This is a genomic window from Stenotrophomonas sp. 21LCFQ19 (assembly GCF_056861425.1).
Genome location: NZ_JBSPUF010000009.1, coordinates 165,089 through 191,803, shown reverse-complemented (window position 1 = coordinate 191,803; position 26,715 = coordinate 165,089). Strand labels below are relative to the sequence as shown.

The 26,715-nt window shown below is 64.5% G+C and carries 23 protein-coding genes; 16 read left to right on the top strand and 7 right to left on the bottom strand.

Annotated elements, in window-relative coordinates; translation table 11 throughout:
• Nucleotides 1-222: 222 nt before the first annotated feature.
• The gene (locus AC13FW_RS12140) at nt 223-1,875 is read left to right on the top strand and encodes a M28 family metallopeptidase (protein WP_482989216.1); all 1,653 of its coding nucleotides are present in this window, start codon (nt 223-225) and stop codon (nt 1,873-1,875) included.
• A gap of 350 nt (nt 1,876-2,225) precedes the next feature.
• Here the strand turns inward: AC13FW_RS12140 and AC13FW_RS12135 are convergent, their stop codons facing one another.
• The gene (locus AC13FW_RS12135; RefSeq protein ID WP_296252557.1) at nt 2,226-3,560 is read right to left on the bottom strand and encodes an MFS transporter; all 1,335 of its coding nucleotides are present in this window, start codon (nt 3,558-3,560) and stop codon (nt 2,226-2,228) included.
• Nucleotides 3,561-3,759: 199 nt separating this feature from the next.
• On the opposite strand from AC13FW_RS12135, the gene yedA reads away from it, so the two are divergent.
• Both yedA and rarD read left to right on the top strand, forming a co-directional pair.
• Nucleotides 3,760-4,662, top strand: a complete 903-nt coding sequence (gene yedA, locus AC13FW_RS12130; protein WP_296252555.1) for a drug/metabolite exporter YedA — start codon at nt 3,760-3,762, stop codon at nt 4,660-4,662.
• Entirely contained in the window at nt 4,659-5,570 is a 912-nt protein-coding gene (gene rarD / locus AC13FW_RS12125; RefSeq protein WP_482989211.1) for an EamA family transporter RarD, read from the top strand. Before yedA ends, rarD begins: the two co-directional genes overlap by 4 nt.
• A gap of 115 nt (nt 5,571-5,685) precedes the next feature.
• On the opposite strand, the gene AC13FW_RS12120 is transcribed toward rarD, so the two are convergent.
• From AC13FW_RS12120 to AC13FW_RS12110, 3 genes are all read right to left on the bottom strand, one after another.
• Nucleotides 5,686-6,057, bottom strand: coding sequence for a VOC family protein (locus tag AC13FW_RS12120; RefSeq protein WP_296252551.1), 372 nt, complete (start codon nt 6,055-6,057; stop codon nt 5,686-5,688).
• Between the two features lie 148 nt (nt 6,058-6,205).
• The gene (locus AC13FW_RS12115) at nt 6,206-7,942 is read right to left on the bottom strand and encodes a M28 family metallopeptidase (RefSeq protein WP_482989210.1); all 1,737 of its coding nucleotides are present in this window, start codon (nt 7,940-7,942) and stop codon (nt 6,206-6,208) included.
• 61 nt (nt 7,943-8,003) lie between these two features.
• The gene (locus tag AC13FW_RS12110) at nt 8,004-8,657 is read right to left on the bottom strand and encodes a DUF4097 family beta strand repeat-containing protein (protein ID WP_296252547.1); all 654 of its coding nucleotides are present in this window, start codon (nt 8,655-8,657) and stop codon (nt 8,004-8,006) included.
• A 166-nt stretch (nt 8,658-8,823) separates the two neighbouring features.
• On the opposite strand from AC13FW_RS12110, the gene AC13FW_RS12105 reads away from it, so the two are divergent.
• Together AC13FW_RS12105 and AC13FW_RS12100 are read left to right on the top strand one after the other, a co-directional pair.
• Nucleotides 8,824-10,053, top strand: a complete 1,230-nt coding sequence (locus AC13FW_RS12105; protein ID WP_482989209.1) for a murein hydrolase activator EnvC family protein — start codon at nt 8,824-8,826, stop codon at nt 10,051-10,053.
• A gap of 116 nt (nt 10,054-10,169) precedes the next feature.
• A complete protein-coding gene (locus tag AC13FW_RS12100; protein ID WP_482989208.1) occupies nt 10,170-11,582 on the top strand; it encodes a S41 family peptidase in 1,413 nt (470 codons plus the stop codon).
• Nucleotides 11,583-11,723: 141 nt separating this feature from the next.
• Here AC13FW_RS12100 and AC13FW_RS12095 read toward each other — a convergent pair whose 3' ends face one another.
• Nucleotides 11,724-12,416, bottom strand: coding sequence for a rhomboid family intramembrane serine protease (locus AC13FW_RS12095; protein WP_282268130.1), 693 nt, complete (start codon nt 12,414-12,416; stop codon nt 11,724-11,726).
• A 200-nt stretch (nt 12,417-12,616) separates the two neighbouring features.
• Here AC13FW_RS12095 and AC13FW_RS12090 point away from each other — a divergent pair, with 200 nt between their 5' ends.
• Nucleotides 12,617-13,957: an outer membrane protein transport protein gene (locus tag AC13FW_RS12090; RefSeq protein ID WP_482989207.1), complete on the top strand. Its 1,341-nt coding sequence runs from the start codon at nt 12,617-12,619 to the stop codon at nt 13,955-13,957.
• Nucleotides 13,958-14,285: 328 nt separating this feature from the next.
• Here AC13FW_RS12090 and putA read toward each other — a convergent pair whose 3' ends face one another.
• A complete protein-coding gene (gene putA, locus AC13FW_RS12085; RefSeq protein WP_482989206.1) occupies nt 14,286-17,504 on the bottom strand; it encodes a bifunctional proline dehydrogenase/L-glutamate gamma-semialdehyde dehydrogenase PutA in 3,219 nt (1,072 codons plus the stop codon).
• Nucleotides 17,505-17,796: 292 nt separating this feature from the next.
• Here putA and AC13FW_RS12080 point away from each other — a divergent pair, with 292 nt between their 5' ends.
• The 6 genes from AC13FW_RS12080 (at nt 17,797) to AC13FW_RS12055 (ending at nt 22,536) form a co-directional block, all read left to right on the top strand.
• The gene (locus AC13FW_RS12080) at nt 17,797-18,270 is read left to right on the top strand and encodes a DUF2244 domain-containing protein (RefSeq protein ID WP_482989215.1); all 474 of its coding nucleotides are present in this window, start codon (nt 17,797-17,799) and stop codon (nt 18,268-18,270) included.
• Nucleotides 18,271-18,287: 17 nt separating this feature from the next.
• Complete coding sequence (gene coxB / locus AC13FW_RS12075) at nt 18,288-19,229, top strand: cytochrome c oxidase subunit II (protein WP_482989205.1); 942 nt, start codon at nt 18,288-18,290, stop codon at nt 19,227-19,229.
• A 62-nt stretch (nt 19,230-19,291) separates the two neighbouring features.
• Nucleotides 19,292-20,902, top strand: a complete 1,611-nt coding sequence (ctaD, locus tag AC13FW_RS12070) for a cytochrome c oxidase subunit I (protein WP_282268140.1) — start codon at nt 19,292-19,294, stop codon at nt 20,900-20,902.
• A gap of 11 nt (nt 20,903-20,913) precedes the next feature.
• Entirely contained in the window at nt 20,914-21,051 is a 138-nt protein-coding gene (locus tag AC13FW_RS12065; RefSeq protein ID WP_296253360.1) for a hypothetical protein, read from the top strand.
• Nucleotides 21,048-21,638, top strand: a complete 591-nt coding sequence (locus AC13FW_RS12060; protein ID WP_482987377.1) for a cytochrome c oxidase assembly protein — start codon at nt 21,048-21,050, stop codon at nt 21,636-21,638. Before AC13FW_RS12065 ends, AC13FW_RS12060 begins: the two co-directional genes overlap by 4 nt.
• Before the next feature lie 22 nt (nt 21,639-21,660).
• The gene (locus AC13FW_RS12055; RefSeq protein WP_282268145.1) at nt 21,661-22,536 is read left to right on the top strand and encodes a cytochrome c oxidase subunit 3; all 876 of its coding nucleotides are present in this window, start codon (nt 21,661-21,663) and stop codon (nt 22,534-22,536) included.
• Nucleotides 22,537-22,582: 46 nt separating this feature from the next.
• Here the strand turns inward: AC13FW_RS12055 and AC13FW_RS12050 are convergent, their stop codons facing one another.
• On the bottom strand, nt 22,583-22,801 hold the full coding sequence (locus AC13FW_RS12050; protein ID WP_282268147.1) for a twin transmembrane helix small protein: 219 nt from the start codon (nt 22,799-22,801) through the stop codon (nt 22,583-22,585).
• Nucleotides 22,802-22,858: 57 nt separating this feature from the next.
• Here AC13FW_RS12050 and AC13FW_RS12045 point away from each other — a divergent pair, with 57 nt between their 5' ends.
• From AC13FW_RS12045 to cyoE, 4 genes are all read left to right on the top strand, one after another.
• Nucleotides 22,859-23,593, top strand: a complete 735-nt coding sequence (locus tag AC13FW_RS12045; protein ID WP_482989204.1) for an SURF1 family protein — start codon at nt 22,859-22,861, stop codon at nt 23,591-23,593.
• 282 nt (nt 23,594-23,875) lie between these two features.
• Entirely contained in the window at nt 23,876-24,451 is a 576-nt protein-coding gene (locus tag AC13FW_RS12040) for a hypothetical protein (protein ID WP_482989203.1), read from the top strand.
• Between the two features lie 10 nt (nt 24,452-24,461).
• Nucleotides 24,462-25,625 carry a COX15/CtaA family protein gene (locus AC13FW_RS12035; protein WP_481529252.1) on the top strand — a complete coding sequence of 388 codons (1,164 nt, stop codon included), beginning with the start codon at nt 24,462-24,464 and terminating at the stop codon, nt 25,623-25,625.
• Between the two features lie 3 nt (nt 25,626-25,628).
• Nucleotides 25,629-26,522: a heme o synthase gene (gene cyoE / locus AC13FW_RS12030; RefSeq protein WP_296253347.1), complete on the top strand. Its 894-nt coding sequence runs from the start codon at nt 25,629-25,631 to the stop codon at nt 26,520-26,522.
• Nucleotides 26,523-26,715 lie beyond the last annotated feature (193 nt).

The window sequence follows — 26,715 nt, the reverse complement described above, 5'->3', positions numbered from 1 at the left end:
CCCCCCCCCCCCCCCCCCCCCCCCCCCCCCCCCCCCCCCCCCCCCCCCCCCCCACTACCGCTCCCTCCCTTGCGCGTAGCGCAGGGGAGGGTTGGGGAGGGGTGCTTTGTGCTGTTGCCGTGGCTGTTGCCCCACCAGCTTCGCGGCTTACACCGCGCCTACCAAGGCAAGGCCGGTTAGAATCTGCCATTCATTCTGTCGTTGGTAGTTGCCGTGAACCCGATGCGCATCCTGCTGCTGTCCTCCTGCCTGTTTGTCGGCGGCATCGCCTCGGCGGCCAATGACCTGCCCGGCGGTGGCATCGATCCGGAAGCGCTGTCGCGGCATGTGCGCATTCTCGCCTCGGACGAGTTCGAAGGCCGCGCCCCGGCCTCGGCCGGTGAGCAGCGCACGGTGGACTATCTGGTCGACGAATTCCGCAAGGCCGGCCTGCAGCCCGGTGGCAAGGACGGCAGCTGGGTGCAGGAAGTACCGCTGGTCCGCGCCACGGTGGACGGCCCGGTACAGGCCAGCCTGAGCTTGAACGGCAAGTCGCAGCCGCTGGTCAACGGTGAGGACATCACCCTGCAGAGCCTGAGCCCATTCGGTGTGGTCGATCAGCAGGACACGCCGCTGGTGTTCATCGGCTATGGCATCTCCGCGCCGGAACGGCATTGGGACGATTACAAGGGTCTGGATTTGAGCGGCAAGATCGCCGTCGTGCTGATCAACGATGCCGACTTCGAGACCGAAGCGCCGGGCGCGTTCGACGGCAAGGCGGTCACCTACTACGGCCGTTGGACCTACAAGTTCGAGGAAGCGGCACGGCGCGGCGCCGAGGGCGTGCTGATCGTGCATGAGACCGCACCGGCCGCCTATCCGTGGGCGACGGTAAAGGCGTCGGGTACTTCGCCGCTGTTCGATATCGAACGCAGCAACGATGAGGCACTGGCCGCGCATACGCCGGTACGCGGCTGGATGCAGCGGGCCCTGGCCGAACGCATCTTCAGCGCTGCTGGGCTGGACTTCGAGACCGAGAAGCGCAAGGCGATGAGGGCCGACTTCCGTCCTGTCGAGCTCGGCGACGCCAGTCTCACCACCAGCTTCTGGGTCAAGCGTGAGCGCGTGGTCACCCGTAACGTGGTGGCCAAGCTGGAAGGCAGCAGCCATCCGCAGGAGTCGGTGATCTTCTCTGCGCACTGGGACGCCTTCGGCATCGGCCAGCCGGACGCAAGCGGCCAGACCGTGCGCCACGGCGCCATCGACAATGCCACCGGCGTGGCCTCGGTGCTGGAGCTGGGCCGCGTGTTCGCCGCCGGCCCGCGCCCGCAGCGTTCGCTGTATTTCATCGCGTTGACGGCCGAAGAGAAGGGTCTGCTCGGTGCCAGCTACTACGCCGCGCACCCGCTGGCACCGCTGGAGACCACCGCTGCGGTATTGAACATCGAGATGTTCAGCCCGGACGGCGAAACCGCCGACATCGCGACCTGGGGCAATGGCCGGGTTTCGCTGGAAGACGATGTGCAGCGCGTTGCCCAGGCACGTGGCCGTCGCTGGTCACCGGATCCGAACCTGGAGGCTGGCTTCTTCTACCGTGCCGATCACTTTGCCTTTGCCCGCAAGGGTGTGCCGGCGATCACTGTCGGCGCCGGCCTGGACAAGCTGGACGGCGGCGTTGCCGCCGGCCGCGCGCTGCGTGATGCCTATTTCGCCAAGTGCTACCACCAGGCCTGTGACGCGTGGTCGCCGCAGTGGGATGCGCGAGGCTTGGCTGCCGACACCTTGTTGGTCTACGACATGGGTCTGGAGCTGGCCAACAGCCGGAAGTGGCCCACCTGGCAGAAGGGTGCGGAGTTCGAGGCTGCACGTGAAGCGAGTGATGCTGCGAGGCGCTGAGTGATACGAAGACCGGCGGACTGAGTCCGCCGTTTTTGTTTTTGTTTTTGCTGTTTTCTTTTCGCTCTTCGCTTTTCGCTTTTGTTTTTATGCCGTCATTCCCGCGAAGGCGGGAATCGCTCTGGCTTTTGCTGCTTGCATTTGGCATGAAGCAGACGAAGGCAAGTGCAAAGGAAAGTGCAAAGGAAAGTGCGTAGAGCGATGACCCGACATTCGTCGGTTGAATACCCCGCCTTCGCGGGAATGACGGCATAAAAGCGGAGAAAAAAGCCAAAGCCAAAGCCAAAGCCAAAGCCAAAGCCAAAGCCAAAGCCAAAGCCAAAGCAGCTATGGCTCTGACTTACCCAGTCTTACCGCCGCGTCCCATCCAGCCAGTTCGGCCCCTTGTTCTTCAGGAAGAACACATACACAACCAGCGACACCGCAATCACCGCGGTTACATAGATCGCAAACGTATCCACATGCCCGGTCTTCAACGCGCCCTGATACAGCAACGGTGCGGTACCGCCAAACAATGAATTGGCCATCGCATAACCAAAGCCAACGCCCAGCGCACGAACATGCGTGGGGAACAGCTCGGCCTTCACCACTGCGTTGATCGAGGTGTAACCGGTGAGGATGACGAAGCCGACTGCCAGCACAAGGAAGGCCATCAGCGGATCATGCTGCTGCGGAAGCTGGGTGATCATGTACCAGCTGTAGAGCACGCCGCCGACGCCGAAGAATACCAGCAGGCTCTTGCGCCCGACGATGTCCGACAGCCAACCGCCGACCGGCTGCAGCAGCATCAAAAACGTCAGTACGCCCAGGTTGATCACGGTGCCGGTCATCACGTCATTGCCGGCGAATGCACTCTGGATCATCTTTGGCCCGTTCACCGAGTAGGTGTAGAACGCCACCGTGCCGCCAGCGGTGATCAGGAAACACAGCAGCAGGGCGCGCCACTGATGCACGAACAGCTCGTACATCGAGCCGGAAGCCTTGGCGCGGCCATCCTTCGCTGCTTCGATGGAGTCGGAGGTCAGCGATTCGTCCATGCTCCGGCGCAGCCAGAACACCACGATGGCGGCAATGCCACCAATGCCGAAGGCGATGCGCCAGCCCCAGGCCGAAATCTCGGGCTTGTCCCATAGCAGCAACATGCCGAGCAGGGTCAGCTGCGCCAGTACGTGGCCGCCAACCAGGGTGACGTAGTGGAACGAGGACAGAAAGCCGCGTCGGCCGGGGATCGCCGCTTCGGACATGTATGTGGCGCTGGTGCCGTACTCGCCACCGGTGGCGAAACCCTGTGCCAGCCGCGCGAACAACAGGATCAATGCCGCCGCGCCACCGATCTGGGCGGCGGTCGGGGTGATCGCGATCAGGAACGAGCAGGCCGCCATCACCGTCACCGAAACCGTCAGTGCGCGGCGGCGGCCGTAGCGATCGGCGAAGCGACCGAAGTACCAGGCACCGATCGGGCGCATCAGGAAGGTGGCGGCGAAGATCGCCCACACGTAGATCGTGGAGTTCTTGTCGGCGGCCGAGAAGAACTGCGACTCGAAGTACACCGCGAACACCGAGTACACATAGACGTCATACCACTCGACCAGATTGCCGGCCGAGCCCTTCAAGGTATTGGAGATGGAGCGGCGCAGGGCGGCGCGGTCGGAGGCAGCCGGTGCGCTGGCGGTGGAGGTGTTCATGCAGGAGCTGTCCTCGCTTGATGGCCAGGGGCCGGGCGATGCACGCCGTGGTGACGTGGTGGTTGCCTGCACGCTACCGCAGAGCGTGTATGGATGATGTAGGTAGCCTGCCAAACGAATACAGCATGCCGTTTTTCAGACTGATCTCGGCGCCGCTGTGCCCTAGAATTCACCTTCCCCCGAATGGTGGCACCGCCTCATGTCCTCCCCCGTATCCACGCCGGCTGCTCCTCCCAGGGGTGGCCTTGTCGTTCTGGCCTTGTTCCTGGTCTACGTGGTGTGGGGGTCGACCTATCTCGGCATCCATCTGGCGCTGGAAAGCGGCCTGCCGCCGCTGACGGTGATCTCCGGTACGCGTTTCCTCGTCGCTGGCAGTCTGCTCTATGCCTTCCTGCGCTGGCGGGGTGTCGCCGCGCCGACCCGCGCGCAATGGAAGACCGTGGCGGTGATGGGGGTGTGCCTGCTGTTCCTCGGCAATGGCATGGTGGTGCTGGCCGAGCGCGATGTGTCATCTGGTCTGGCCGCGGTGGCGGTGGCCTCGGTTCCGTTGTGGATGGCGCTGTTCTCCGCCATCCGTGGTGAGAAGGCCACGCTCGGCGAGTGGTTGGGCATCGCCATTGGCTTTGTCGGCGTGGTCTGGCTCAACGCGGGCAGCAGCCTGACCGCGACGCCCACCGGGCTGATCCTGTTGCTGATCGCGCCGCTGGGCTGGGCCGGTGGGTCGATCTGGTCGCGCGGCCGCGACCTGCCATCGCCGTTCATGACTGCCGCCGGGCAGATGCTGTGCGGTGGCGTGGTGCTGATCAGCGCCGGCCTGCTGCGCGGCGAGCGCATCAGCGCGCTGCCCAACCTGCAGGGCCTGTTGTCGGTGAGCTACCTGACCGTGTTCGGTTCGATCATCGCCTTCACCGCCTACGTGTGGCTGCTGCACAACGTGCGGCCGGTGCTGGCCAGCAGCTATGCCTACGTCAATCCGGTGATCGCCGTGGCGCTGGGCGCGTGGATCGCGCATGAGCGCTTCAGCGTTTCCGATCTCGGCGCGATGGCGGTGATTCTCGCCGGCGTCGTGGTCATCACCCTTGCCAGGCTGCGTCGCGCATGAACAGCAACAGCGAAACCCGTAACGGCCTCTGGGCCACGACCCTGGCCTTCGTCATCTGGGGCCTGTTCCCGCTGTACTGGCACCTGCTCAAGGAGGTGCCGTCGTTCCTGATCATTGCCCACCGCATCGTCTGGAGCGCGGTGCTGCTGGTCGGTGGCCTGGGCATCCTGCGCGGCTGGGGCTGGTTGACCGAGGTATGGGCAACGCCGCGGCGGTTCTGGTTGCTGGGCCTGTCCAGCCTGCTGATCGCGCTCAACTGGAGCCTGTACATCTGGGCGGTGAACGCCGGCCACGTGGTGGAAACCAGCCTGGGCTATTTCATCAACCCACTGCTGAGCGTGCTGCTTGGCGTAGTGGTGCTGGGCGAGCGCCTGGGCAAGCTGCAATGGCTGGCGGTAGCGCTGGCGGCGCTGGGCGTGGCCTGGCTGACCTGGCAGAGCGGGCGTCCGCCGTGGATCGCGATTGGCCTGTCCATCACCTTTGGCCTGTATGGCCTGCTGCGCAAGCTGGTGGTGGTGGATGCGGTGAGCGGATTGGGCGTGGAAAGCCTGTTCATGGTGGCACCGGCGCTGGTTTACGTGATCTGGGCCGAGGCCGGTCATGGCGGCGGTTTCATTTCCGGCTGGGGCGTCGGCAACGATGTACTGCTGGTGCTGGCCGGTGCGGTCAGTGCGATCCCGCTGATTGCCTTCGCCTTCGGTGTGCGGCGGGTGCCACTGACGGTGGTCGGCCTGCTGCAGTACATCGCGCCGACCCTGCAGTTCCTGGTTGGCGTGCTGGTGTTCCGCGAGGCCTTCAATGCCAACCAGCTGGTCGGCTTCTGCCTGATCTGGGCCGGGCTGGTGGTGTTTGCGGTGGCCGGTGTGCGGATGGCGCGGATGGCGCGTGTGGCCTCGCCGAACGCGTAAACAGTGCTCGCCGTAGCCCGGGTAAGCGCAGCGCACCCGGGGCTGTTGGCGCATAGGGTAATGGCCGCTGTATCTCCTGCCCCCGGGTGCGCTGCGCTTACCCGGGCTACGCCACTCAGCGGTTGATGACGGCTTCGATGCGGTGCCCGTCCGGGTCGATCAGGAACGCCGCGTAGTAATGCGCGCCATAGTCCGGGCGCAGGCCAGGCGCGCCGTTGTCGCTGCCGCCGATGGCCAGCGCGCTCGCATGGAAGCGATCAACCGCAGGACGATCCGGCGCGGCGAAGGCCAGATGAAAGCCCGCACTTGCGGCGCTGGCGTCATCGCGCAGCTTCAGGCAGAACAGATCCTCATCGTCGACGAGGCCATAGCCGATGGCGGTGTCGTCCTCGAATACACGTCGGAAGCCTAGCGCGCCCAGTGCGGCATCGTAGAACGCGCCGCTCAGGGCAAGGTCGCGGACCGGGAAGGAAACGTGGTGGAGCATTTCGAGCGACCTGCGGGTTGGCGGGGAGCTGCTGACGTTAGCGGCTCTGCATCAACGTGTCTGCTGCTGATTGGTGCGTAGCGCCTTACAGGTATCAACACAAAAAAGAACGGCGCCCAAAGGCGCCGTTCTCTCGATCAGCAGCGGCTTACTTGGCCGTGTTGCTGTCCTTGTTCTTCATCATTGCGTCGCGGTTGGCCTTGAACGGGTTGCCTTCATACCAGTTCGGCCAGGCATCGCCGCCGGCCAGCTGCTGGCCAACGCCGTACAACAGTTCCAGGTCCTCGACGACGCCGTCGAGCTTCCAGGTGGCCGGATCGTACTCGTCCTTCGGGCCGTGGTAACGGTCCTTGCCATAGGCTTCGGCGGCACGCTTGCCAGCCTCGACGCCGCCGTCGATCAGGTCTTCGCCGCCATCGGCATACAGCGCAGGCACGCCGGCCTTGGCGAAGTTGAAGTGATCGGAGCGGAAGTAGAAGCCGCTCTGCACCGAGCTTTCCGCATGCAGGGTACGGCCCTGCTTGGCGGCCAGCGGCTTGAGCAGGTCTTCCAGCTCGGAGCTGCCAAAGCCCGTGACGGTGAGGTCACGCGCACGGCCATTGACCGACATCGCATCGATGTTGATCACGCCGGCAATCTTGTCCAGTGGGAAGGTCGGGTGGTTCACGTAGTACTGCGAACCGAGCAGGCCGGATTCCTCCAGGGTCACCGCCAGGAACACCACCGAGCGCTCCGGCGGGGTCTGCTGGTGCGCCATCGCATCGGCCACTTCAAGAATGCCGGCCACGCCGGTCGCGTTGTCGACCGCACCGTTGTAGATGTTGTCGCCTTCCTCGCCTTCATGCTTGCCCAGGTGATCCCAGTGCGCCATGTACAGCACGGCTTCGTCGGCACGCTTGCTGCCCGGCAGTACGCCGACCACGTTGCGCGACTTCTTCTGCGCGATGGTGCTCTTCAGGTCCAGCGACAGGCTGGCATTCAGCGGTGCCGGCTTGAAGCCGCGCTTGCTGGCGTCCTTGTAGGCCTTGTCCAGGTCCAGCCCGGCATCGGCGAACAGCTTGCGTGCGGCCTCGGCGCTGAGCCAGCCCTGTGCCTGCAGGCGCGGCTGGCTGTCTTCGGCGGCGGGCAGGTCGTACTGGGCACCGCCCCAGGAGTTCTTCACCACATCCCAACCATAGGAAGCGCCGGCGCTGTCGTGCACGATCAGCGCGGCGGCAGCGCCCTTGCGTGCGGCTTCCTCGAACTTGTAGGTCCAGCGCCCGTAATAGGTCATGCGCTTGCCATCGAACAACTTGGCGTCGTCGGTGTGGAAGCCAGGGTCGTTGACGAACATCACTACCGTCTTGCCCTTCCAATCCTGGCCGGTGTAATCGTTCCAGTTCTGCTCGGGCGCGTCGACGCCGTAGCCGACGAAGACCAGTTCGCTGTTGTCGATCTTGATTTCCGGCTGGCCGCTGCGGGTGCCGATCACCATGTCGGTGCCGAACGCCAGGTCACGGCTGGCCTGGCCCTGCTGGATCTTCAGCACGGTGCTCGGATCTGCCGTGGTTTCGGTCATCGGCACTTCCTGGAACCAGCTGTCGCCGTTGCCCGGCTGCAGGCCGATGCGCTGCATCTGGTCGCGGATGTAGTTGACCGTCAGTTCTTCGCCGTTGCTGCCGGGTGCGCGGCCTTCGAATTCATCCGAGGCCAGCGTCTTCACCAGTTCGCCGAAGTCGGCGGCATTGATGCCACCGGCAAAGGTGTGGGCCGGCGGCGGTGCAGGGGCCGGCGCGGAGGCCGCCGGTGCCGGGGCCGGCGCGGAGGCCGCCGGTGCCGGTGCCTCCTGCTTGCAGGCGGCCAGGGCCGCGGTCGCGGCAAGGCACAACAACAGTTTGCGATGCATGAGAACTCCGGGTTGCAAGATCGAACCCGGATTCTAGGCAGGATTGGCCTGCAATGCGCGTTCAGCGTGGCGCGGTTTCGCTATCGAAACGTTGTGGCGTGGCCCCGGTCACAGGACCGATCTTCGCCGAGTCGTGCACCAGCAGCACGACCTCACGTTCGAACACCAGCGAGCCTTCGACCACGGCATTCGGGCCGATGACGATCCGTGGCTTGCGCGGCGCGGTCAGCGAGATGCCGAACGAGGGACGATTGACCTTGATGCCGCCTTTGACAACTGAATCAATGCCAACGGTGATGTCGCCGTTGACGGTTTCGATGTCGCCACCGAGCTGCACGGCGACCAGGCCGATGCTGCCGTTGACGGTTTCGATATTGCCGCCGATGCGGCTGCCGCGATCCACATAGATGCCGCCGTTCACCGTATCCAGGCCGTGGGTAAGCACCAGGTTGCGGCCGCCGTGGATCCCGCCGTTGACGGTTTCGATGCTGTGCGCCTGCACATTGTCTTCCGTGCGCACGCTGCCATTGACGGTCTCGACGCTGTTGGCCTGCACACCGGAAGCCAGCTGGATGCTGCCATTGACGGTTTCCAGGTCGCCATAGGTGTTGCCGGCCTGGGTCTGGATGCTGCCATTGACCTTGCTGATGTCGTCGGCGGCCAGTGCCAATGGGGCATTCGCGCTCAGCAGCAGAAGTAGAAATAGACGTTTCATGAGATCTCCACTGTGGAAATGCCGATGGACTGGGCGGCATGGCACCACGCTTGGGTACAATCCGCATCTGCCTGAAGTCACTGGAACCTCTTTGCGCCAGCCCAGTCACCAGCCCCGTTTCCGACGACCTGCGGCCCTGTCGCCATGGTGCGGTGCTTGCCTGTTGATGCTGGGCGCGCTGTTGGCTGGTCCATTATCGGCACAGAACAGCTCGCGCGACACCGAGAAGAAGCTGCAGCAGCTGCGTGGTGAGATCAAGAGTGTTTCGCAGGAACGACGCCAGTTGGAAGGGCAGCGCGGTGAAGCCAGCCAGCGCCTGCGCGAGGCCGACCAGAAGGTCGCCCGCAGCGGCCGCGCGGTAGCCGAGGCCGAGGCGGCGGTGCAGCGTGAACAGCAGTCATTGGCGGCCCTGCAGCAACGCCGGGCCACGCTGGAAAGTGGCCTGGCCCAGCAGCGCCAGCAGCTGGCAACGTTGCTGCGAGGCGCCTACCAGCTGGGCAACCACGCGCCTTTGAAGCTGCTGCTGTCGCAGGACAGCGTGGCCGACGCCAATCGCGAACTGGCCTACCACCGCTACCTGCAGCGCGAGCGCGCCAGGGCAATCACCGGCCTGACCACCGACCTGCAGGCGCTGACCAGCACCGAGCAGCAGATCGTCGCGCGCAGCAAGGAACTGGAACAGGCCCGCGAACAGCAACGCCAGCAGGCCGCGGCGCTGGCCCAGGACCGCCGCCAGCGCGCCAGCGTGCTGAGCGAACTGGATACCCGCTATCAGGATCGCAGCGAGCGCGAGAAGGCCTTGGGCAAGGACGCGCGCGCGCTGGAGCAGGTGCTGGCCAGCCTGCGTGCCGCGGCTGCCCGCGCCGAAGCCGAGCGCCGCGCGGCCGCCCGTCGCGCCGCCGAACAGGCACGGCAGGCAGCCGCTGCCAATAACAACGGCTCCACCCGCAGCCCTCCACGGGCTACAGCGGGCAAGGTGCCACCGCGGGTGGTCGCCAACGCGCCGGCGCCGCGGGTTGGTGGCCTGGGTTGGCCGTTGTCGGGCAACCTGCTGGCACGCTATGGCGGCCGTCTGCCGGATGGCCGCAACAGCGCCGGCGTGCTGATCGGTGCACCGGCCGGCAGCACGGTAACCGCCGTGGCCGATGGCACGGTGGTGTTCTCCGACTGGATGACCGGCTACGGCATGATCCTGATCGTCGATCACGGCAACGGTTACATGAGCCTGTACGCGCATAACGACACCCTGCTGAAGGACGCCGGCGCCAGCATCAAGCGTGGCGATGCGGTGGCGAAGGTTGGCAACTCCGGTGGCCAGGGTGTGACCGCGCTGTATTTTGAACTGCGCCGCAACGGCCAGCCGGTGGATCCCTCGACCTGGCTGCAGCGGCAGTAACGCCCGCTGAGTGCTGGCGCAGCGGGCTGCGTCGATTCAACAAGAATTTAGCCGGGCTTCGCGCATAATCGGGTCCAGCGCGGTTATTGCGCATCCGTAATCTCATGGAGTGGTTCATGCGTGTAGCCCGTCTTGCTGCTGCCCTGCTGTTGGCCCTGTCACCGGCTGTTGCATTGGCCCAGAGCGCCCCGGACAAGGTGTCCAAGGCGGACGATCCCGATGCCAAGGAATCGGTCACCTCACGCGTACCCCTGGACGAGATCCGCCGTTTTGTCGGCGTCTACAACGCCGTGCGCGCGGCCTATGTGGATCCGGTGGATGACAAGAAGCTGATGCAGTCGGCCGTGCGCGGCCTGCTGCTGGAGCTGGACCCGCACAGTACCTACTTCGACAAGGAAGATGCCGAGGCCTTCGACGAGCAGACCAACGGTGCCTACGAAGGCATCGGCGTGGAGGTACTGCAGCAGGACAACACCTTGAAGGTGGTGTCGCCGATCGACGACACCCCGGCCGCGCGAGCCGGGCTGAAGGCCGGCGACCTGATCGTGGCCATCGACGGCACACCGATCAACGCCATCGATGCCAGCGAACCGCTGCGCGGCAAGGCTGGTAGCAGCGTGGTGCTGACCATCGCCCGCGGCGAACAGAAGCCTTTCGATGTCACCGTGATGCGCGAGACCATCCGCGTCACCAGCGTGCGCAGCAAAATGCTGGAGCCGGGTTATGGCTACATCCGTATCAGCACCTTCCAGGCCGATACCGGCGCCGACTTCCAGAAGCAGTTGAACCAGCTGCAGGCGCAGGCCGGTGGCAAGTTGAAGGGCCTGGTGCTGGACCTGCGCAGCAATCCGGGCGGCCTGCTCACTGCTGCCGTGCAGGTAGCGGATGACCTGCTGGAGAGGGGCGGCATCGTCAGTACCCGCGGCCGCATCTCGATCAGTGATGCCAGGTTCGACGCCACCCCGGGCGACCTGCTCAAGGGCGCACCGATGGTGGTGCTGGCTGACGCTGGCTCGGCCAGTGCTTCGGAAGTGTTGGCCGGCGCCCTGCGTGACAACGGTCGTGCCCGCGTGGTCGGCAGCCGCACCTTCGGCAAGGGCTCGGTGCAGACCGTGCTGCCGCTGGACAACGGCGACTCGGTCAAGCTGACCACCGCGCGCTACTACACCCCGAGCGGGCGCTCGATCCAGGCCACAGGCATCCTGCCGGATGTGGAACTGACGCCGGATCCGGCCGACGCGGTCAACGACCTGCCGGCCAGCCTGAGCGACTACAGCGAGGCCAAGCTGCCCGGCCATCTGCGTGGTGATGACGAAGCGGTGGGCAGCAAGGCCGGCGTGGTGTTGCCGGGCGATGCCCCGATCCAGTCCGCCCTGCAGGAGCTCAAGCACCCCGGCTCGGTAGCGGCGGCGCAGGCTGCAGCGGCGGCAAAGGCGAAGCCAGCTGCAGAAGCGAAGCCTGTTGCACCGGCGGAGGCCGCCAAGCCAGAAACCAAAGAAAAGCCTGCAGCGGAAGAAAAGCCTCTGTAGTGCCGAGCCATGCTCGGCAGGGGCTTTACCGGTAAGGCCTCAGCCGAACATGGTTCGGCTCTACCTCAACACGGCCCACCCGCGATCTGATGGATCGCGGGCTTCGCGGCTTACGCCGCTCCCACAAAAACACAGGCCCGGCTAGAAGCCCTTGCGCTTGCGCAGGCGCCGGGCAATGGCCGCACGCACATACAGCCCGTAAGCCACGCCAAACAGAAAGCCGGCCACATGTGCCGACCAGGCCACCATGCCGAAGCTGGGGCCGATATAGGCGAACACCACCTGCAGGGCTGCCCACACGCCGATCAGCAGGAACGCCGGCGCACGCACGAATTCCAGGAACAACCCCAGTGGTAGCACCACGCCCAGCTTGGCGCTTGGGAACAGGGTCAGATACGCGCCCATCAGTGCCGACACCGCGCCGCTTGCACCGATGATGGTGCGCTCCGGTGAGCCGATCACATACAGCGCGGCGAGGTTGGCGATGGCACCGCCAAACAGGAACAGCAGCAGCAGGCGCCACGGCCCCAGCACCCGCTCGGCGGGCAGGCCGAAGATCAGCAGGAACACCAGGTTGCCCAGCAGATGTGACCAATCGGCATGCAGGAACAGCGCGGTGAACAACCTTAATACGCTGCCATCGCGTAATGCCGCCCACCACTCCTGGCCGCTGCCCAGGCCGGTGGCCAGCGCACCCCAGTCCAGCCACAACGAGCGTCGCGCCTCATCCGGCCGTGAGATGGACCAGAGGAAGGCGGCCAGCAAGGTCAGGCACAGCAAGGGCACCGCCCAGCGCAGGCCTGACTTATTTCTGGAAGGAATGGAGACGAACATGAGTGCGGAAGCCTAACCCGGGACTGCCCGGTGCGGGCTGGGAATATGTCTTACGTCGTTATTGTTTAGTTAACGAGCGTGGGTGATACTGCATACGGCGTCGTATGTCGGGAGGGGACTCCGGCGCACTGTCAAGTAGCTTGCTGCTTGGGAGTGCAGGCGCAAAACGACCATTACCGTTTACGGAGAGAGCTTCCACTATGACCGCTTCTGCTATTGCTCGCGTAACTGCCCTTGCTGTCGGCATCGCCGGCGCCCTGGCTTTCAGCCACGCCGATGCTGCTGCCTTCCAGCTGAAGGAAAACAGCGCCAAGGGCCTCGGCCGCGCTTTTGCCGGTTCCGGCAGCGCCAAGGGAGATGCATCCATCATCGCCGTCAACCCGGCCGGCATGCGCCAGCTGGACGGCACGCAGATCCAGGGTGACCTGAGTGCCATCAGCTTCTCGGCTGAGTTCAAGGGCAGCGGCCGCACCCCGGTAGGTACCCCGCAGACTGGCGGTGACGGCAGTGATGCCGGCATGATCGCGCCGGTTCCGGCGGCCTATTTCCATATGCCGATCGGTGAGCAGGCTCACTTCGGTGTGTCGCTGACCGCGCCGTTCGGCTTCAAGACCGAATACGACAAGGGCTGGGTCGGCCGTTACAGCGGCTTGAAGACCGATCTGAAGGCTATCGATCTGGGTTTTGCAGCGTCCTATGACGTCAATCCGTACGTGTCCTTCGGCGCTTCGGTGTTCGTTGAGCACCTGACCATCGAGCTGAGCAACAACATCGACTTCGGCACCGCGCTGGCTCAGTCGCGCGTGCCGGGCTTCGCACCAGGCAATGCCGACGGCAAGCTGACCGTGGAAGGCGACAACAATGCCGTGGGTTGGACCGTTGGTGGCTTGTTCAGCCCCGATGAGAACACCCATATCGGTATCAGCTATCGCTCCAAGGTCGAGCACAAGGTCACCGGCGGCAAGGCTACGTTCGACGTACCGCCAGAAGCCGCTGCGGTACTGGCAGTAGCCCAGCCGGGCCGCTTCACCAGCACCTCGGGCAAGGCCACGCTGACCCTGCCGGCTTCGGCTACCTTGAGCGTTACCCACAACGTCAACGACCGCTGGACCGTGATGGGTGATGTCACCCGCACCGCCTGGTCGACCGCGTTCGACCAGGTCACCATCGACTACGCCTCGGCGCAGCCGGACTCGGTGCTGGAATTCGGTTACCGCGACACGACCTTCGTTTCGCTGGGTACCGACTTCAAGTTGAGCGATACCGTCACCCTGCGCGGTGGTATCGCACTGGACCAGACTCCGACCACGAACGCGCATCGCGATGTGCGCGTGCCGGATACCAGCCGTAAGTGGCTGTCGCTGGGCGTGGGTTGGACCCCCTCGGAAAACATCGAGTACAACTTCGGTTACACCCACCTGTTCACCAGCGATCCGGACGTGAATATCGCTGGCACCACCAACAACCAGGGCAACTCGCTGACCGGCAAGTACAAGGTCCGCGGCGATGTTCTGGCTGCCTCGGTCAACTACAAGTTCTAATTGAACCTGTAATTGGTGCATGCAGAAAGCCCCGCGCAAGCGGGGCTTTTTGTTTGAGCTTCCTTGTTTTGTGGGAGCGGTGTCAGCCGCGAAGCTGGCGTCATTGAAATTGCCGGCATTTCTGCAATCTGACCGACCATCAGCTTCGCGGCTGACGCCGCTCCCACAATCATTGCGGTGCCGGGAAAGCCTCTGCCGAGCATGGCTCGGCACTACCGCCCCCTCCCTTTCGCGTAGCGAAGGGGAGGGCTGGGGAGGGATAGGCTTTCGCAGGACAAAGAAAAACCCCGCTTGCGCGGGGTTTCTTTCAATCACGACACTACTCGAATCAATCGCCCAGGGTCAGCAGCGAGGCGTTGCCGCCGGCGGCGGTGGTGTTGACCGTCACCGTCTTCTCGGTGGCGAAGCGCAGCAGGTAGTGCGGGCCGCCTGCCTTGGGACCGGTGCCGGACAGGCCCTGGCCGCCGAACGGCTGCACGCCGACCACCGCGCCGATCTGGTTGCGGTTGACGTAGACGTTGCCGACGTTGACGCGCGCTGCAATGCGATCAACGGTTTCGTCGATGCGCGAATGCACGCCCAGGGTCAGGCCGTAGCCGGTGGCGTTGATCTGGTCGATCACCGCATCCAGCTGATCGGCCTTCCAGCGGATCACGTGCAGCACCGGTCCGAAGATTTCCTTGTGCAGCTGGTTCAGGTCCTTCAGCTCATAAGCACGCGGGGCGAAGAAGGTGCCGTGTGCGGCGGCTTCGGACAGCGGTGCGGCGGCGATCAGGCGTGCCTCGGCGTCCATGCGCACGGCGTGGTCCTTGAGGATCTGCAGTGCGTCGGCGTCGATGACCGGGCCGACGTCGGTGGACAGTTCGCCCGGATCGGCAACCTTCAGTTCGGCCATTGCGCCGGACAGCATGCCCATCACCTTGTCGGCGATGTCGTCCTGCACGAACAGCACGCGCGCTGCCGAGCAACGCTGGCCGGCGGAGGTGAAGGCCGAGCCGATGGCGTCCTTGACCAGCTGTTCCGGCAGCGCCGAGGAGTCAGCGATGAAGGCGTTCTGGCCACCGGTCTCGGCGATCAGCACGCCGATGGCGGCATCGCGTGCGGCCATCGCGCGGTTGATGGCACGGGCGGTCTCGGTGGAGCCGGTGAAGGCCACGCCGGCCACGCGCGGGTCGGCAGTCAGTGCGGCACCGACGGTGGCGCCGTCGCCTGGCAGGAACTGCAGCACGCCTTCCGGCACGCCGGCGTCCAGCAGCAGCTTCACGGCGTAGTAGCCGATCAGGTTGGTCTGCTCGGCCGGCTTGGCGATGACGCTGTTGCCGGCGGCCAGGGCAGCGCTGATCTGACCCAGGAAGATCGCCAGCGGGAAGTTCCACGGGCTGATGCAGACGAAGACGCCACGGCCATGCAGCTGCAGCTCGTTGCTTTCGCCGGTCGGGCTGGGCAGCTTCTCGGCGGTGCCGAACTGTTCGCGGGCCTGCTTGGCGTAGTAGCGCAGGAAGTCCACCGCTTCGCGCACTTCGGCGACGCCGTCGGGCAGGCTCTTGCCGGCTTCCTTCACGCACAGCGCCATGAACTCGGCGATGCGCGCTTCAAGCTGGTCGGCGGCGTGCTCGAGGATGGCGGCGCGGCTGGCGGCCGGGGTGCGGTTCCAGGCCGGCTGTGCGGCCACGGCATTGGCCAGCGCCTTCTGCACGGTGGCGGCATCGGCAGCCTGCCAGTGACCGACGACCTGGCGGTTGTCGGCCGGGTTGACCACCGGCTGCGACGGCGTGCCCGGGGCCACGCCCTGCACCAGCGGGGTCGCCTGCCACGGCTTGATGGCGGCGTTGAGCTGCTCGGCCAGGGCGCGCAGTTCGTTGTCGTTGGCGAGGTTGATGCCCATGGAGTTGGTCCTGTCGTGGTTCTGGCTGCGCAGCAAATCAACCGGCAGCGGGATCTTGGGGTGCGGGATGGAAGCGAACGAAGACACGGCTTCGACCGGATCGCGGATCAGGTCGTCGATGGACACGTCTTCATCGGTGATGCGGTTGACGAAGCTGGAGTTGGCGCCGTTTTCCAGCAGGCGACGCACCAGGTAGGGCAGCAGGTCTTCGTGCGAGCCCACCGGTGCGTACACGCGGCAGGGCACGTTCAGGCGGTCAGCCGGAATCACCTCGGCATACAGGTCATCGCCCATGCCGTGCAGCTTCTGGTGTTCGTACACGCCGCCCTTGGCGATCTGCTTGATCGTTGCGATGGTGGCCGCGTTGTGGGTGGCGAACATCGGGTAGATCGCATCGGCATGGCCGAACAGGCGCTTGGCGCAGGCGATGTAGGACACATCGGTGTTCTGCTTGCGGGTGAACACCGGGTAGCCGGGCAGGCCTTCGATCTGCGCGCGCTTGATCTCCGCATCCCAGTACGCGCCCTTGACCAGGCGCACCTGCAGCTTGTGGCCGATGCGACGGGCCAGGTCGGCGAGGTAATCGATCGTGTACGGCGTGCGCTTCTGGTAGGACTGCACGACGATGCCGAAGCCCGCCCAGCCCTTCAGCGACGGATCGCTGACCACGCGTTCGATGATGTCCAGCGACAGTTCCAGGCGGTCGCTTTCCTCGGCGTCGACGGTGCAGCCGATGCCATAGGACTTGGCCAGCTGCGCCAGTTCCAGCACGCCCGGCACCAGGTCCTTGAGCACGCGCTCGCGCTTGGCATGTTCATAGCGCGGGTACAGCGCCGACAGTTTGATCGAGATGCCGTGTGACTTGGTCACGTCGCCATCGGCCTTGCCGCCACGGGCGATGTTGTCGCCGCCGATGGCGTGGATGGCGCGGCGGTAGTCTTCCAGGTAGCGCAGCGCGTCCTTCATGGTCAGCGCGCCTTCGCCGAGCATGTCGAAGGAGTAGCGGTAGTTGCTGTTGTCGCCCTTGTGCGAACGCGACAGCGCTTCGTCGATGGTGCGGCCCATGACGAACTGGTGGCCCATGATCTTCATTGCCTGACGCACGGCCAGGCGGATCACCGGCTCGCCAACGCGGCCGATCAGGCGCTTGAACGCGCCATGCACGTCGCGCTTGGTGGCATCGGCCAGGTCAACCAGGTGACCGGTGAGCATCAGGCCCCAGGTCGAGGCATTGACCAGCACCGAATCGGACTGGCCCATGTGGCGCTTCCAGTCGGCTTCGCCCAGCTTGTCGCGGATCAGCTTGTCGGCGGTTTCCTGGTCCGGAATGCGCAGCAGGGCTTCGGCCACGCACATCAGCAGCACGCCTTCCTCGCTGCCGAGGTCGTACTGGCGCATGAAGGCTTCAATCGCGCCCTGGTTCTTGGAACGGGCACGCACGCGGCGCACCAGGTCGGCGGCGGTGGCCTGTACCTGTGCCTGTTCGGCGGCCGGCAGGCGCGCCTGTTCCAACAGTTCGCGCACGTGGCTGGCTTCGTCCTTGAGCCATGCATCGGTGATGGCCTGGCGCAGCGCGGATGGCGCCGGCGGCAGCTCGGGCGTCAGCAGCGGCGGGGCCGGTGACGTAGGGGAGGCGACATCAGGAGAAGGTGTTGCGTTCATGCGCTCGGCCACAGTTGGATTCGGCCATTTTAATCTTCGGCGGCGGATTTCCTAGTCCCCTGCGGGCGTCTGTTTGCAGGGTGAAAGCACTGGCCTGTGGGCGCTTTTGCAATATTCAGCGTGGCGATTTTGATTGTGCCGATTCCGGCATCTAAATCGACGTGCTTGGACGATATGGGCACAGTTTTGATGTGCACTGCAGCATTGATGACGATGATGAATGGAAGCTTGCCGGGCGTGTGCGGGCAGGGCTACCATCGAACTCGATTTCCGCGGAATGGACGCGGCTGTGATGATCCAGGTGCTTCGGCAAGATTCCGATGGCTCAGGGACGCAGCTGCTACTGCACCCCCCACGGGCACTCAGTGCTCGGCAGTTCGTCCAGTTGTTTGCAGCGTTGGCAGGATTGATGGTGTTCGCGGCCGGCCTGGCTTGGCTGTCCGGCAACCGCCTGGCCCCTGTCTTCGCGTTGTTGCATGGCTTTCTGGTGGCGGCTGCACTTCGCGCATGTTGGCGCAGCAGCAATCGCCGGGAAGAGATCCGGGTAGGACCGGACTGCGTGGAAGTGATTCCCGCGGCCGGAGTTTCGCCGGTATTCCACGCACATCCGTACTGGGTGAAGGTGGTGACCGGGAAGGAACGGGTCCTGCTGGTTTCCAGCGGCAAGTGGGTGGAAGTGGGGAGTTTCCTCGCGCCCGTGGAACGTCGGGAACTTGCGGTGACACTTGAAGGCTTGCTCGCGGCCAGCAATGGCAGCAACCGATGACGTCAAGGGTCTAGGCAATGAAGCAAAGCAGCGTGTGGGGCGCGAAGTTGAAACACGGTTTGGCAGCGGCAGCGATGATGCTGTCGGCGCAGGCAGCATGGGCGCAGACCGCCGATCCCAAGGAATGGCAGCTCAATATGGGCAAGGGCGTCACCCATACCTCGCGTATGGCGTGGGACGCACATATGGTGGCCTTGTGGGTATGTACCGTCATCGGCGTGCTGGTGTTCGGCGCGATGGCCTACGCCATGTTCAAGTTCCGCAGGTCCAAGGGCGCGGTGGCCAAGCAGTTCAGCCACAACACCAAGGCGGAAATCATCTGGACCGTCATCCCCATCATCATCCTGGTGGTGATGGCCTGGCCGGCCACGGCCAAGCTGATCGCCATGTACGACACCCGCGATTCCGAGATGACGGTGAAGATCACCGGCTATCAGTGGATGTGGAAGTACGAATACCTGGGTGAAAACGTCGCCTTCACCAGCCGCCTGGACCGCAAGTCCGACGAAGTGCGGCAGAGCGGCAGCGTGCCGACCATGGCCAGCGATCCGCACTACCTGCTCGACGTGGACAACCCGCTGGTGCTGCCGGTGGATACCAAGGTGCGTTTCGTCATCACCTCCGACGACGTGATCCATGCGTGGTGGGTGCCGGCGCTGGGCTGGAAGCAGGACGCCGTGCCGGGCTTCATCAACGAGCGCTGGACCAACATCGAAACCGAAGGCGTGTACCGCGGCCAATGCGCGGAACTGTGCGGCAAGGACCATGGCTTCATGCCGATCGTGGTCAAGGCCGTGTCCAAGGACGAGTTCAAGTCCTGGCTGGCCTCGCGCAAGCCGGCGCCTGCCGCGCCTGCAGAAGCCGCGCCCGCGCCTGCCGCCGAACCGGCACCCGCCGCGGCGCCCGAAGCAACGCAACCGGAAGCAAGCCCCGCCGCACCTACGGCGGCCGCTGCCTGATACCACTGCGTGCCGGTGCCACCGGCGCGATGCCTGAAAACGCATAACGAGGTGTAGTTGCAATGGCGAATACCGCAGTGGACCACTCCGATCACCACGGGCACCAACAGGGCTTCTTCGAGCGCTGGTTCTTCTCCACCAATCACAAGGACATCGGCACGCTGTACCTGCTTTTCAGCTTCACGATGTTCATCATCGGTGCGGCGATGAGCGTGGTGATCCGCTTGGAGCTGGCGCAACCCGGCCTGCAGTTCGTCAAGCCCGAGTTCTTCAACCAGATGACCACCGTGCATGCACTGGTGATGATCTTCGGTGGCGTGATGCCGGCCTTCGTCGGCCTCGCCAATTGGATGATCCCGCTGCAGATCGGCGCGCCCGACATGGCGCTGCCGCGCATGAACAACTGGTCGTTCTGGTTGCTGCCGGTGGCCTTCGGCATGCTGCTGGTGACCCTGTTCCTGCCTGGTGGTGCACCGGCCGGTGGCTGGACGCTGTATCCGCCGCTGTCGCTGCAGGGCGGCTACAACGTTGCCTTCAGCGTGTTCGCCATCCACGTCGCCGGTGTCAGCTCGATCATGGGCGCGATCAACATCATCGCCACCGTGCTCAACATGCGCGCACCGGGAATCGACCTGCTGAAGATGCCGATCTTCTGCTGGACCTGGCTGATCACCGCCTTCCTGCTGATCGCGGTGATGCCGGTGCTGGCTGGCGCGGTGACCATGTTGCTGACCGACAAGTTCTTCGGCACCAGCTTCTTCAACGCCGCCGGTGGCGGTGACCCGGTGATGTTCCAGCACATCTTCTGGTTCTTCGGGCACCCCGAGGTCTACATCATGATCCTGCCGGCGTTCGGCGTGGTCAGCGAAATCCTGCCGACCTTCAGTCGCAAGCCGCTGTTCGGTTACCAGGCGATGGTCTATGCCACCGCCGCCATCGCCTTCCTGTCGTTCATCGTGTGGGCCCACCACATGTTCACGGTGGGCATGCCGTTGGGTGGCGAGATCTACTTCATGTTTGCCACGATGCTGATCTCGATCCCGACCGGGGTGAAGGTGTTCAACTGGGTCAGCACGATGTGGGAGGGCTCGCTGACGTTTGAAACGCCGATGCTGTTCTCCATCGCCTTCGTCATCCTCTTCACCATCGGTGGTTTCTCCGGCCTGATGCTAGCCATCGTGCCGGCCGACTACCAGTACCACGACACCTATTTCGTGGTGGCGCACTTCCACTACGTGCTGGTGACCGGCGCGGTATTGGCGCTGATTGCCGCGGTCTACTACTGGTGGCCGAAGTGGACAGGCCGCATGTACAACGAGTTCTGGGGCAAGTTCCATTTCTGGTGGACGATGGTGTTCGTCAACCTGCTGTTCTTCCCGCAGCACTTCCTCGGCCTGGCCGGCATGCCGCGGCGCATCCCGGACTACAACCCGGTGTTCGCCGACTGGAACCTGATCAGCTCGATTGGCGCATTCGGCATGTTCGCCACGCCGTTCATGATGGCGGCGATCCTGCTGTCCTCGCTGCGCAACGGCAAGCGTGCCGAAGCGCGTGCCTGGGAAAGCGCCAAGGGCCTGGAGTGGACCATTCCGTCGCCGGCGCCCGCGCATACCTTTACCGTGCCGCCGGTGATCAAGCCGGGCGACCTTGCGCATGACGACGTGACCCATTGAGGAATCCTGCGATGAGCAGCAACGAGCAATGGCAGGCTGAGGAACTGGAACTGCGCAGGCGTCGTTCGCGGCGCACCGCGCTGGTGGTCGGCCTGATCGCGGTCGCGGTCTACGTCGGCTTCATCCTGTCCGGGGTGCTGGCGAGTTGACCGCGCCGGCGCCCGCACCCAAGCCCAATGCCGGCCTTGGCCGGCTGATTGGCGTGGCGTTGGCGGTATTCGTGCTGACCTTCTCGCTGGTGCCGCTGTACCGCATCGCCTGCGAGAAAGTATTCGGCGTGCGCCTGGAGCGCGGCGCGACCACGCACGAAGCCAATGCACATGCGACCACCGGCAAGCGCACCGTGCGGGTGGAGTTTGATGGCGGCGTCAATTCCAAGCTGCCGTGGGCCTTCCATCCGGAAAAGCTGACGATGGACGTGGTGCCGGGCGAGTTGAACGAAGCCCTGTATTACGCCCGCAACGACAGTGACCGCGCGCTGGTTGGCAGTGCGGTGCCGTCGGTGGCACCGGCCCGTGCCTCGGGCTATTTCAACAAGACCGAATGTTTCTGCTTCACCGCGCAGACCCTGCAGGCCGGTGAGAAACGCGACATGCCGGTACGTTTCATCGTCGACCCGGACCTGCCGGCCGACGTCAACACGATCACCCTGTCCTACACCTTCTACAAGAATGATGCGCTGACCGAACGGCTGACCCCGGCATCTGCCGCGGCGGCCGCACACGCAGCTCCCTGATCACGGACCCGGAAGCAACGCCATGGCCCATAACACCCCTGATCCCAATGTCTACTTCGTGCCAAGCAGCAGCAAATGGCCGTTTGTAGGATCGATCGCGATGCTGGTGATGATGGTCGGGGTAGCCAGTTGGCTCAACGACGCCAGCTGGGGCCGCGCGGCCTTCTTCATCGGCGTGGCGATGATGGTGTTCACCCTGTTCCTGTGGTTCGGCGATGTCATCCGCGAATCCGAGGGTGGCAACTACAACCGCCAGGTGGATGGCTCGTTCCGGATGGGGATGATCTGGTTCATCTTCTCCGAGGTGATGTTCTTCGCTGCCTTCTTCGGCGCGCTGTTCTACACCCGCAACATGGGCCTGCCGTGGCTCGGTGGTGAAGGCCATGGCGTGCTCACCAACGAATACCTGTGGGATGGCTATTCCGCTGCTTGGCCGACCAACGGCCCGGCCGATATTGGTGGTGCCTTCCAGACCATTCCGGCCTGGGGCCTGCCGCTGCTCAATACGCTGATCCTGCTGACCTCGGGCGTGACCCTGACCATCGCCCATCACGCACTGAAGGCGGGCAACCGCAAGCAGCTGCTGATCTGGCTGGGGGCGACAGTGCTGCTGGGCTGCGTGTTCCTGTTCTTCCAGGCCGAGGAATACATCCACGCCTACAAGGAATTGAACCTCACGTTGGGGTCTGGCATCTACGGCTCGACCTTCTTCATGCTGACCGGCTTCCACGGTGCGCATGTGCTGCTCGGGACCATCATGCTGATCGTGATGTGGTTCCGTGCGGCCAAGGGACACTTCACCCGCGACAATCACTTTGGATTCGAAGCGGCCGCGTGGTACTGGCACTTCGTCGACGTGGTGTGGCTGATGCTGTTCCTGTTTGTCTACGTGCTGTAACAAGTGTCGGCAGCCGCGCTGCAATGCAGAGCGGCTGCTGCGATGTTCAGCCGCCCACACCATGCGGCTTGATCCAGCCCATGTAGATGCTCAGGGCAACCAGCAGGATCAGCACCACTGACAGCGCGATACGCCGCGTCAACGCATTGACCGTCCGTTTGGTCTGGCCGCGATCGATCATCAGGTAATAGAGGCCGGCACCAAGATTCCAGACGATGACGATCAAGAACGCGATTACCAGCAAGGTCTTCAACGAATCATTCATGCGTGGCTCGAAGGGTGGAAGGGCAGTGCTATATCACCCGCTTGGCGGCAGCTTGTCATGACGCGACAGCACACAGCGTTTTTGGGCTGGGTAGTGGCGGTGCTGGTGGCCGCGTTGTTCTGCGCGCTGGGCGGCTGGCAGCTGCAGCGCATGCAGCAGAAAGAGGCCTTGCTTGCGCAGCTGCCGCCGAGTCGCGACGCCGCGCTCAGCCTGGCCCAGGCCGTCGCCGCCCCGGATTCCCTGCATTGGGTGCGTGACCAGCTGCAGTTCCTGCCCGGCAGCGTGCTGCTGGACAACCAACTGCGGGAAGGTCGCGCTGGCATCAAGGTCTACCAGCCTGCGCGCGCTGCCGACGGAGCCGTCGTGCTGGTCGATCTGGGCTGGCTTCCGCTGCCTGCTGACCGCAGCATGCCGACGATCAGCGCAGAGCAGGGCACCCAGACGTTGCAGGGACTGTGGGCGCCTGCGCCGGCAACCGGCATTGCCTTGGGCCCGGCATTGACTGCGGCCAGGCAACCGCAGACCTGGTTGGCGACACGGATCGACCTGCCGGCGATTGCCGCACAGCTCGGACTGGACGGCGTCGCGCTGGCGCCGAAGGTGCTGCGACTGGATCCAGCCCTACCGTTGGGCTATGCACGCGACCTGGACCTGCTGCCGAATACCTTGCCGCCTTCGCGGCATCTTGGGTATGCGGTGCAGTGGTTCGCGATGGCTTTGGCGGTGTTGTTGATTGCGCTGGTGTTGCAGTTCAAGAAGCGCAGGAAGTTGGGAGTTGGGAATGCGGCGTAGGTTGGAGCTGGTTGGAAGGCAAAGCCAAAGCCAAAGCCAAAGCCAAAGCACCCCTCCCCAACCCTCCCCTGCGCTACGCGCAAGGGAGGGGGCAGAGCGTTGCGCCGTCGCTTTGGTACTCGCTCCTGCCTTTGCCGTTGAATTTCCCCCTCCCTTTCACCGAAGGTGAAGGGGAGGGCCGGGGAGGGGTGCTTTCAGCCTTTGCTCCAGCCTTTGCTCCAGTTCCAGTTCCAGCTTTCGCTTGCAGCCACTCCCCATAGCCAGCTCGAAAAGAACCCAGCCATGAACGCACTCACCCCCGACCAGCTCGCCACCCGCAACCGCGGTCGCCGGGTATTGCTGTTGATCTTCGCCATGTTCTTCGGTTCGATGGCGCTGGCTGGCATCCTGCGCTTCTCGGGCTGGACGCCGCAGATCAACCGCCATCACGGTGAACTGCTGCAGCCGGCGCTGGACCTGCGCAGCGAGCAGCTGCACCTGGCCAGCGGCCAGGCCTATGACTGGAACCCGAGCGAGCGCCACTGGCGCATCCTGCTGGCACCGCCGGCTGACTGCGCGCCGGCCTGCGTCACTTTGTCGCAGCAATTGGACAAGGTGTGGCAGTTGTTCGGGCATAACGCGGATAATGTCGAGATATTGTGGCTGGGTACGCCGCCTGCGCAGGTGGCTGCGACGCCGGCACTGAAGGTGCTGCAGCCCCAGCCTGCGTTCCGGGGCAAGCTGCCGGGGGTTGATGACCCGGCCGGTATCCCGGTGTATGTGATTGATCCCAATGGCTTTGTGGTATTCCGCTATGCGCCGGGTTTTGAACCGGGTGGACTGCGGGCTGATCTATCCAAGCTGTTGAAACTGATGTGAGTTCCGTTCGATGAATGCCTCCGCGCGTCCGGCGCTGTACCGCAATTTCCACCGACTGGCGTGGTTCGCACTGATCATGACGGCGAGCACGATCATGTTCGGCTCCTTCGTGCGCCTGTCCGACGCCGGCCTGAGCTGCCCGGATTGGCCTACCTGCTATGGCCGCGTGACCTGGCCGCAGACGCAGATGGAAGCCGCCCAGCACGTGGCCAGCGAGATCCGCCCGCTGGAGACCCACAAGGCCTGGCGTGAACAGGTGCACCGTTTCCTGGCCGGCCTGCTTGGCGTCGAAGTGCTGACCCTGGCATTGCTGGCGGCACGCCGGCGCAAGCACGGCATTGCCCAGATCGTCACTGCCTCGGCGCTGGTGGCGCTCGCGATACCTCTCTATATGCGCGGCGAACACGTGGCTTCCAGCGTGCTCGCCATCGGTGGCGAAGCGATTCTGCTGCTGGCGGCGCTGCGCTGGTCCAACATTGATCTGGCGCGCGCGGCCGTGCTGACCTTGGCGGTGGTCGTGTTCCAGGCCCTGCTCGGCATGTGGACGGTCACCTGGCTGCTCAAGCCCATCGTGGTGATGGGCCATCTGCTTGGCGGCATGCTGATGTTCGGCATGCTGGTGTGGATGGCGTGGAAGGCAACGCACCTGCCGATCACCCTGGCCGAGGCGCCGCGCCTGCGCTGGTGGCTGCGTGGCGCTGTTGCCCTGGTCGTGCTGCAGATCGCGCTCGGCGGCTGGGTCAGCGCCAACTATGCGGCGCTGGCCTGCGGTGGTGGCAGTGCCTCGCTGGACAACTTCCCGCGCTGCGTCAGCCAATGGTGGCCGCAGCAGAACTACACGGAAGGTTTCACCCTGTGGCGCGGCATCGGCGTGGATTACGAAGGTGGCGTGCTCGATGGCGCCTCGCGTATCGCCATCCAGATGGCGCACCGGATGTTCGCGGTGCTGGTGGCCCTGTACCTGTTGGTGCTGTCGGTGCGCATGTTCCGCCTGCCGGGCATGCGTGGTTGGGCAAGCGCCGTGATCGTGCTGTTGCTGCTGCAGGTCACCCTGGGCGTGCTCAACGTCAAGCTGGCATTGCCGCTGGCCGTGGCGGTGATGCACAGCGGCGGTGCGGTTGCCCTGTTGTTTGTATTGGTCACGCTGCTGGCGCGGCTGCGCGCCCCGGAGTGAATGATGCGTACAACATGGCGTGACTACTGGGACCTGACCAAGCCGAAGGTGGTGGCACTGATTGTGTTCACCGCCCTGGTCGGCATGTGCCTGGCCATTCCGGGCCTGCCGACCACCGCGCAGGTGGTGACCGGCCTGCTCGGCTTCCTTGGCATCTGGCTGTCGGCCTCGGCCGCAGCGGCGATCAACCAGCTGCTGGATGCGCGCATCGACGCGCAGATGGCGCGTACCTCGTGGCGACCGCTGGTGGTCGGCAAGGTCTCGCCGCGGCAGGTGCTGGTGTTTGCCGGCGCGCTGACCGCGCTGTCGATGACCATCCTGGTGTTGTGGGTGAACGTGATCACCGCAGTGCTGACCTTCGCCTCGCTGATCGGCTATGCGGTGATCTACACCGTCTACCTGAAGCGGGCGACCTCGCAGAACATCGTCATTGGTGGCCTGGCAGGTGCAACGCCGCCGCTACTGGGCTGGGCAGCGATCACCGGCATGCAGGGCAGCTCGGACTGGGCCTACGCCTCGTTGCTGGTGCTGATCATCTTCATCTGGACCCCGCCGCACTTCTGGGCACTGGCGATCTTCCGCCGCGTTGACTACGCCAAGGCCGAGATCCCGATGTTGCCGGTGACCCACGGCGTGCCGCATACCCGCAAGCAGATCCTGGCGTACTCGGTGGTGCTGGCGGTGGTGACGCTGCTGCCGGTGGCCATCGACATGAGCGGCATGTTCTACCTGGGGGGCGCGACGGTATTGAACATCGTGTTCCTCTGGTACGCATGGAAGATGCAGAACCCGCCGGACGAGATGTTCAACATGAAGATGTTCGGCTATTCCATCGTGTATCTGATGGCGCTGTTCGCCTTCCTGCTGGTCGACCACTGGCTGTTGCCCTGGTTGTGATCGAGTAATGAAAAGGCCGGCGAATGCCGGCCTTTTCTTTTGCATGGCGGCATGCAGCTGTGCTCCCTCCCTTTGCCGCAGGCAAGGGGAGGGCTGGGGAGGGGTTGGCTTTGCTTTGCTTCATGTAGTGGGGGGGCGGGGGGGGGCGGGGGGGGGGCCCGGGGGGGCGGGGGCGGGGACTGGGAGGGGCAAC